The following is a 7,106-nucleotide window of genomic DNA, read 5'->3' on the forward strand; positions in this document are numbered from 1 at the left end:
TGGTCGTGAGTGGTAAGTGACGTTAGAACGTCACTTACCACTCACGACCCACCCCGACCCATGCCCTCCCGCCGCTTCCGTTACCCCTGAACGAACTTCGCCGCCAAGCCCTCCCCGACGGACGTCGCCTTCCCGTGGTTCTCGATGGGCGAGACCTTCGAGTTCTTGAAGCAGATGTACGTGACGCCCGAGTCGACGCCGCCGTTCTTCGGGTCCGGGTTGATGCCCAGCGCCTTCGCGGTCGCGTAGGACGCTTCGCCGATGATGTTCTTCGGGCCGGTGTCACCGATGACGGTGTACAGCACCTTGTTGTTGTAGATCACCGCGCACGAACCGGCACCCTTGAGGCCGGCCTTCTCGAAGTTCCACGTGCTGCTGATGCTCGGCACGACGATGTAGGGCGTCTCGTCGGCGACCAGTGCCTTGCCGTCGGAGCGCGGATACGCGGTGCCGTCCTGGAACCAGGGGTCGGTGTTCTTGTTGCACCGCGCGGTCGGCTGCCCGTCGCAGTCGACGTCCATGTCGGCCTTCCAGAACACGGCGCTTCCCGCGTCGCAGACCGCGATGGTCCGGCCGGTCTCCTCGTCGGTCTTGTACTTGCCGTTCGACACCTGCTTGCAGCTGGTCGTCTTCGCCAGCAGCTGCTGCGCCGTCGGACCCGCCTGGATCGAAGGGGTGGCCGCGGCCGTCGCCGCGGGCGCCAGCCCCACGGCCATCACCATCGCCGAGAACAGGAGCAGTTTCCGCATACCGAACACCCCTTAGTTAATAAAGCTTCTTTATCGAGGGTGCTCAGAATGCCTTCGCCGACGTTTCAGCTCAAGGGTTATTTTCCCACTGCACAAAGAAAACCGGTCAAAAGCGGGCAAGCCTGGCGACCCGCGCCATGACCCGTCCCGCTCGACGGTACAGGCCCTCCCGCTCACCGAGCACGCCGTCGATCCACTCCTGGTCGACGTCGTGCCGGACCTCGATCCGCGGCCGCAGCCAGCCGTCACGCGAAGCCGCGCCGCCTTCGGTCGTGTAGACCCTGGTCGCCCCGGAACGCCGGAGCCTGCTGAGCACCCGCCGGTCGTAGGCGCCGAACGGCGGCGCGTACGCGCGCACGGGTTTCCCGCTCAGCTCCGCGAGCAGTTTCGGCGCGATTTCGAGTTCGCGCCGGGCGTGCCTGCCGTCGAGCCGCCGCCAGTCGCGGTGCTCCCAGCCGTGCGAGCCGATCGACATCCCCGCCTCGACCAGCGCGCGAAGGCCGTCCGCGTCGAGGAAACCCCGCTGCCCGATCCGGCCCGCGAGCGGGAAGAACTCGGCCGTGAGATCGCGCTCCACCAGTCTGGGGAGCGCGATCTCGACGTCCGAGACGTTGCCGTCGTCGAAGGTGAGCCCGACGTCCTCGCGTCCGGCCACCGAGTCGAGCACCCGCTCGAACTGCTCGACGGTCACCCATGTCTCGTTTTCGCCTGGATCCAGCGCGCGCACGGGTTTGCCCACGCCGCCAATCGCCAGGATCACCATCCGCGCCTCATTCGGGACCGAGTCTCTTTCCCGATTAATCGCGTTGGCGAATGGAGTAGTTACATGATCCCGCAAGGTGTCCACTAATGGATTACTTGCGGATCTCCAGGGTGCAGCACTTCGGGCCGCCGCCCGCCTTCCGCAGCTCGGAAATGTCCAGGAAGACGACCTCGTAGCCGCGTTCGGTCAGCCGCGCCGCCAATCCGGTCGCCTCGACCGGCAGGACGACGTTGCGACCGTCGGACACCCCGTTCAGGCCGAAGCACTCCGCGTCGGCCCGGTCCGCGATTACCGCGTCGGGGAACATCCGCTCCAGCACCTTCCGCGACCCGGCCGAGAAGGCGTCCGGGTAGTAGGCGATCTGGGCGGACGTGGTGTCGGTCGCCTCGGCGAGCACGAACAGCGCCGTGTCGAGGTGGTAGTAGCTCGGGTCGATCAGCCGCAGCGAGACGACCGGGACGCCGAGGACCTCCTGCGCTTCGGCGTGCGCGGCCGGGTCGGTGCGGAAACCGGTGCCGGCGAGCAGGACCTTGCCGGTCCAGGCGAAGTCGCCTTCGGCCTCGTTGATCTTCTCGGGCATGGTGATGTCGCGGTAGCCATGTTCGACGAACCAGCGGCGGAAGTGCTCGGCCTCGGCGGTGCGCTGCGGGGCGCGGAACCGCGAGCCGAGCACCCGGCCGTCGACGACCGTGCCGGAGTTCGCGGCGAACACCATGTCGGGCAGGCCGGGCTGGGCGTCGATCTCCTCGACGGTGTGGCCGAGGCGTCGGTAGGTGTCGCGAAGTTCGGTCCATTGCGCCATCGCGGTGTCGACGCTGACCGGGACCGACGGGTCCATCCACGGGTTGATGACGTAATCCACCGCGAAGTACCGCGGCGGGCACATGAGGTAGCGGCGCGTCGTGGGTACACGGGGCTGCTGCTCCAGTTCCGGCATACCCGAAGGGTAAGGCTCACCTAATTCCGCAATCAATCGCTGTTCGCTGCGCATATACCTGCTAAACATTGCGTGTGAACACCATCGACCAGCGAATCGTTTCATGCCTGATGGCCAACGCGAGGTCCAGCTACGCCGACATCGGCAAAGTCGTCGGCCTGTCCGCGCCCGCGGTGAAACGACGGGTCGACCGGCTGCTCGAAACCGGGGTCCTGCGCGGGTTCACCGCGGTCGTGGACCCGGAGGCGCTGGGCTGGGGCACCGAGGCGTTCGTCGAGATGACCTGCAACGGCAACATCACCCCGGCCCGGATCCGCGCCCGGCTGGAACCGTTGCCCGAGGTCGTCGCGGCCTACACGGTGTCCGGCGCGGCCGACGCGATCGTCCATCTGCGCGCTTCGGACATCCATCACCTGGAGACCGCGCTGGAACGACTGCGCGGGCTGGAGATCGTCGACCGCACGGTGTCGACCGTCGTCTTGTCCAGGCTTCTCGAGCGCCCGCCGACGCCCGAAGCGTGACACCCTCGACCGCGTGACCGATCAGATCCACTCCAGCCATGACGGCGGAGTCGCCGTGCTCACCATCGACGCGCCCGCGACCCGCAACGCACTGACCCTCGACCTGTCCGCGCAGCTGGCCGAGGCCGTCTCGCGCGCCGAAGCCGACGAGAGTGTCCACGCCTTGGTCGTCACCGGCGCGCCTCCGGCGTTCTGCGCGGGCGCCGATCTGGACATGCTCGCCAGTGCCAGCGAGGACGGGCTCCGCGCGATCTACGACGGATTCCTCTCGGTGGCGCGGTGTTCCCTGCCGACGATCGCCGCCGTCAACGGGGCCGCCGTGGGCGCCGGACTGAACCTCGCGCTCGCCGCGGACGTCCGCATCGTGGGACCGAGGGCGAAGTTCGTGGCCAGATTTCTCGATCTCGGCATCCATCCCGGCGGCGGGATGACGTGGATGATCCAGCGGCTCGTCGGACCGCAGAAGGCCGTGGCGATGACACTCTTCGGTGAGGTCGTCGGCGCCGAAGCCGCTGTCGAATGCGGGCTCGCGCTCCGGCTCGTCGATGGCGATCCGGTCGAGGCCGCCCGTGAACTGGCGAAACCCGCCGTCGACGCTCCGCGAGACGTCCTTCTGGCGACGAAGCGCACGCTTCGGCACACCTCGGCACTGACCGACCATTCGGCCGCCGTCGACGCCGAGATCGAGCCTCAGGTGGCGTCACTCACCGCACCCGCCTTCGCCGAGCGGCTGGCCAGGTTGCGGGCTTCACTGTCCAACTGCTGATCGGTCCTCGACCGGACTTGACTACGCTGTAAGGAGATACGGCTCACAATCGGGCCGCATCGCCGACCGTTACCATCGGTAACAGATAAACCGGATAATCCCCGCTCAGCGACGAGCTCAGGACACTCGAGAAGTAGGCCCGGCCCGTTTTTACGGCAACCTGGGAAGTGTGCCGAGGACTAACCTCGGGACATGGCACCTGTGACCTGGCCGACATCGCCGGGCGAGGCACGCCGATCTCCGGCACGGCCGGGGACGACGCACGTCGGGAGAGAGGGAATCCCTGACCTATGAGCACGAGTGCGAACGGCAACGGCTCCTTGTCGGCCGTCAGGCCCACCGAGGTCGCCAAGCTGGACCGGGTGGTCATCCGGTTCGCCGGTGACTCCGGTGACGGCATGCAGCTGACGGGTGACAGGTTCACCTCGGAAGCGGCGGCCTTCGGCAACGACCTGTCGACCATGCCGAACTTCCCCGCGGAGATCCGCGCGCCACAGGGCACCATCCCGGGCGTCTCGAGCTTCCAGGTGCACTTCGCCGACTACGACATCCTGACCCCGGGCGACCGGCCGGACGTCCTGGTCGCGATGAACCCCGCCGCCCTGAAGGCGAACCTCGCCGATGTCCCGTCCGGCGGGACGATCATCCTGAACACCGACGAGTTCTCGAAGCGGAACCTGGTCAAGGTCGGTTTCGAGAACGACCCTCTCGACGACGACACCCTTTCGGCCTATCAAGTCCACCGGGTCGCCATGTCGACGTTGACCAGAGGCGCGCTCGAAGAGACCGGCCTGTCCAAAAAGGACGCCGAACGCGCGAAGAACATGTTCGCGCTCGGCCTGCTCTCCTGGATGTACCACCGGCCGACCGAAGGCACGGAACGCTTCCTGCGCGAGAAGTTCGCGAAGAAGGCCGACATCGCCGAGGCGAACATCCTGGCCTTCCGCGCCGGCTGGAACTACGGCGAGACGACGGAGTCGTTCGCGACGACGTACGAGGTCGCGCCCGCGAAGCTGAACCAGGGCACGTACCGCCAGATCACCGGGAACACCGCGCTCGCGTACGGGCTGGTCGCCGCCGGGCAGCAGTCCGGGCTGCAGATCCTGCTGGGCACGTACCCGATCACCCCGGCTTCGGACATCCTCCACGAGCTGTCCAAGCACAAGAACTACGGCATCCTCACCTTCCAGGCCGAGGACGAGATCGCCGGCATCGGCGCGGCGCTCGGCGCCTCCTATGGCGGTGCGCTGGGCGTCACCTCGACGTCCGGGCCCGGTGTCGCGCTGAAATCCGAGGCCATCGGCCTCGCGGTGATGACCGAACTGCCCCTGGTCGTCGTCGACGTGCAGCGCGGCGGCCCGTCGACCGGCCTGCCGACCAAGACCGAGCAGGCCGACCTGCTGCAGGCGATGTTCGGCCGCAACGGCGAATCCCCGGTGCCGATCGTCGCGCCGCTGTCCCCCGCGGACTGCTTCGACGCGGCGCTGGAGGCCACCCGGATCGCGCTGAAGTACCGCACGCCGGTGTTCCTGCTCTCGGACGGCGCGATCGCGAACGGCTCCGAACCGTGGCTGATCCCGGACGTCGAGGATCTGCCAGATCTGCGCGTGGAATTCGCCACCGAGCCGAATGCCGAGGACGGTTCCGGGGAATTCTGGCCGTATGTACGCGACCCCGAGACCCTCGCCCGCCAGTGGGCGCTGCCGGGCGCCGCCGGCCTGCAGCATCGCATCGGCGGGCTGGAGAAGGCCGACAAGACCGGCCACATCTCCTACGACCCGGACAACCACGACAAGATGGTCCGGCTGCGCCAGGCCAAGATCGACGGTGTCGACGTCCCGGACCTCGTCGTCGACGATCCGAGCGGCGGCAAGGCACGGGTGCTGGCGCTCGGCTGGGGCTCGTCCTACGGGCCGATCGGCGCCGCGTGCCGCCGCGTCCGCAAGGACGGCATGCCGATCGCGCAGGCGCATCTGCGCCATCTCAACCCGTTCCCCGGCAACCTCGGTGACGTGCTCCGTTCGTACGACACCGTCGTCGTCCCGGAAATGAACCTCGGCCAGCTTTCGATGCTCTTGAGGGCCAAGTATCTCGTCGACGTGAAGTCGTACACGAAGGTCGCCGGGCTGCCCTTCAAGGCCGAAGAGCTGCAAGGCGTCTTCACGGAGATCATCACCAGTACGGAGGGGGCGAAGTGACCGCGATCGACCTGGGGATCCCCACCCTCGGCGGCTTGGACCTTGTGCCGACCGAGACCGAACCGCAGAAGGCGAAGGACTACAAGTCGGACCAGGAGGTCCGCTGGTGTCCCGGCTGCGGTGACTACGTCGTGCTCAACGCCGTGCAGTCGTTCCTGCCGACCCTCGGCCTCAAGCGCGAGAACATCGTGTTCATCTCGGGTATCGGGTGTTCGTCCCGGTTCCCGTACTACCTGAACACCTACGGCATGCACTCGATCCACGGCCGGGCGCCGTCGATCGCGACCGGGCTCGCGACCGCGCGGCCGGATCTTTCGGTGTGGGTCGTCACCGGTGACGGCGACGCGCTGTCCATCGGCGGCAACCACCTGATCCACGCGTTGCGGCGCAACGTGAACATCAAGATCCTGCTGTTCAACAACCGGATCTACGGCCTCACCAAGGGCCAGTACTCGCCGACGTCCGGGCCGGGCATGGTCACGAAGTCCACCCCGATGGGCTCGGTCGACACCCCGTTCAACCCGCTTTCGCTGGCGATCGGCGCCGAGGCGTCGTTCGTGGGCCGCGCGCTCGACTCGGACCGCAAGGGCCTGACCGAGGTGCTGGAAGCCGCCGCGAAACACCGCGGGTCGGCGCTGGTGGAGATCTACCAGAACTGCCCGATCTTCAACGACGGCGCCTTCGACGTCCTCAAGGACAAGGACGAGGCCGCGACCCGGCTCATCCCGCTGAAGGCGGGCGAGCCGATCAAGTTCGGGCCGCAGGGCGAATACGGGGTCACGCGGAGCGGCTGGGCGGGCCTGGAGGTCGGGAAGGTCGCGAACATCGGCGAGGAGAACCTCGTCGTGCACGATCCGGCGATCGAGGACACGTCGTACGCGTTCGCGCTTTCGCGGATCGGCGACCAGAACCTGAACCACGTGCCGACCGGCATCCTGCGGCAGGTCGAGCGGCCAACCTACGACGACCAGGCACGTGCCCAGGTCGCGGAGGCACAGGCGGCCCGCAAGCCCGATCTGCAGGGGCTGCTGCGCGGCAAGGACACCTGGACCGTCGTCAGCTAGCCGGTCCTCAAGCGCGTGAAGGCCCCCTTCCCCCGGCTGAGCCGGGGGAAGGGGGGGTTGACGCCCATAAGAAGGGGGGTCTATTATAAAAATAAAAGATCCCACGAC

Annotated in this window: 7 protein-coding genes; 4 read left to right on the forward strand and 3 right to left on the reverse strand. The window is 67.4% G+C overall.

What is annotated here, in order from left to right; genetic code table 11:
• Positions 1-80: 80 nt before the first annotated feature.
• The 3 genes from ACFWIW_RS42020 to ddaH all read right to left on the reverse strand — a co-directional run bounded on the left by ACFWIW_RS42020 (position 81) and on the right by ddaH (position 2,449).
• Positions 81-749 (reverse strand): glycoside hydrolase family 75 protein, encoded by a 669-nt coding sequence (locus ACFWIW_RS42020; RefSeq protein ID WP_378373588.1) that lies wholly within the window; start codon positions 747-749, stop codon positions 81-83.
• 106 nt (positions 750-855) lie between these two features.
• Positions 856-1,512, reverse strand: a complete 657-nt coding sequence (locus ACFWIW_RS42025) for a polysaccharide deacetylase family protein (protein WP_378373589.1) — start codon at positions 1,510-1,512, stop codon at positions 856-858.
• Positions 1,513-1,603: 91 nt separating this feature from the next.
• The gene (gene ddaH, locus ACFWIW_RS42030) at positions 1,604-2,449 is read right to left on the reverse strand and encodes a dimethylargininase (RefSeq protein WP_378373590.1); all 846 of its coding nucleotides are present in this window, start codon (positions 2,447-2,449) and stop codon (positions 1,604-1,606) included.
• Between the two features lie 74 nt (positions 2,450-2,523).
• On the opposite strand from ddaH, the gene ACFWIW_RS42035 reads away from it, so the two are divergent.
• From ACFWIW_RS42035 to ACFWIW_RS42050, 4 genes are all read left to right on the forward strand, one after another.
• Positions 2,524-2,970 carry an Lrp/AsnC family transcriptional regulator gene (locus tag ACFWIW_RS42035; RefSeq protein WP_005151923.1) on the forward strand — a complete coding sequence of 149 codons (447 nt, stop codon included), beginning with the start codon at positions 2,524-2,526 and terminating at the stop codon, positions 2,968-2,970.
• Between the two features lie 13 nt (positions 2,971-2,983).
• Complete coding sequence (locus ACFWIW_RS42040) at positions 2,984-3,736, forward strand: enoyl-CoA hydratase (RefSeq protein WP_378373591.1); 753 nt, start codon at positions 2,984-2,986, stop codon at positions 3,734-3,736.
• Positions 3,737-4,026: 290 nt separating this feature from the next.
• Positions 4,027-5,934, forward strand: coding sequence for a 2-oxoacid:acceptor oxidoreductase subunit alpha (locus ACFWIW_RS42045; protein ID WP_240595922.1), 1,908 nt, complete (start codon positions 4,027-4,029; stop codon positions 5,932-5,934).
• Complete coding sequence (locus ACFWIW_RS42050; RefSeq protein WP_034310725.1) at positions 5,931-6,998, forward strand: 2-oxoacid:ferredoxin oxidoreductase subunit beta; 1,068 nt, start codon at positions 5,931-5,933, stop codon at positions 6,996-6,998. The genes ACFWIW_RS42045 and ACFWIW_RS42050 overlap by 4 nt, the downstream gene beginning before the upstream one ends.
• Positions 6,999-7,106 lie beyond the last annotated feature (108 nt).

Source organism: Amycolatopsis sp. NPDC058340, from assembly GCF_042723975.1.
Lineage (GTDB): Bacteria > Actinomycetota > Actinomycetes > Mycobacteriales > Pseudonocardiaceae > Amycolatopsis.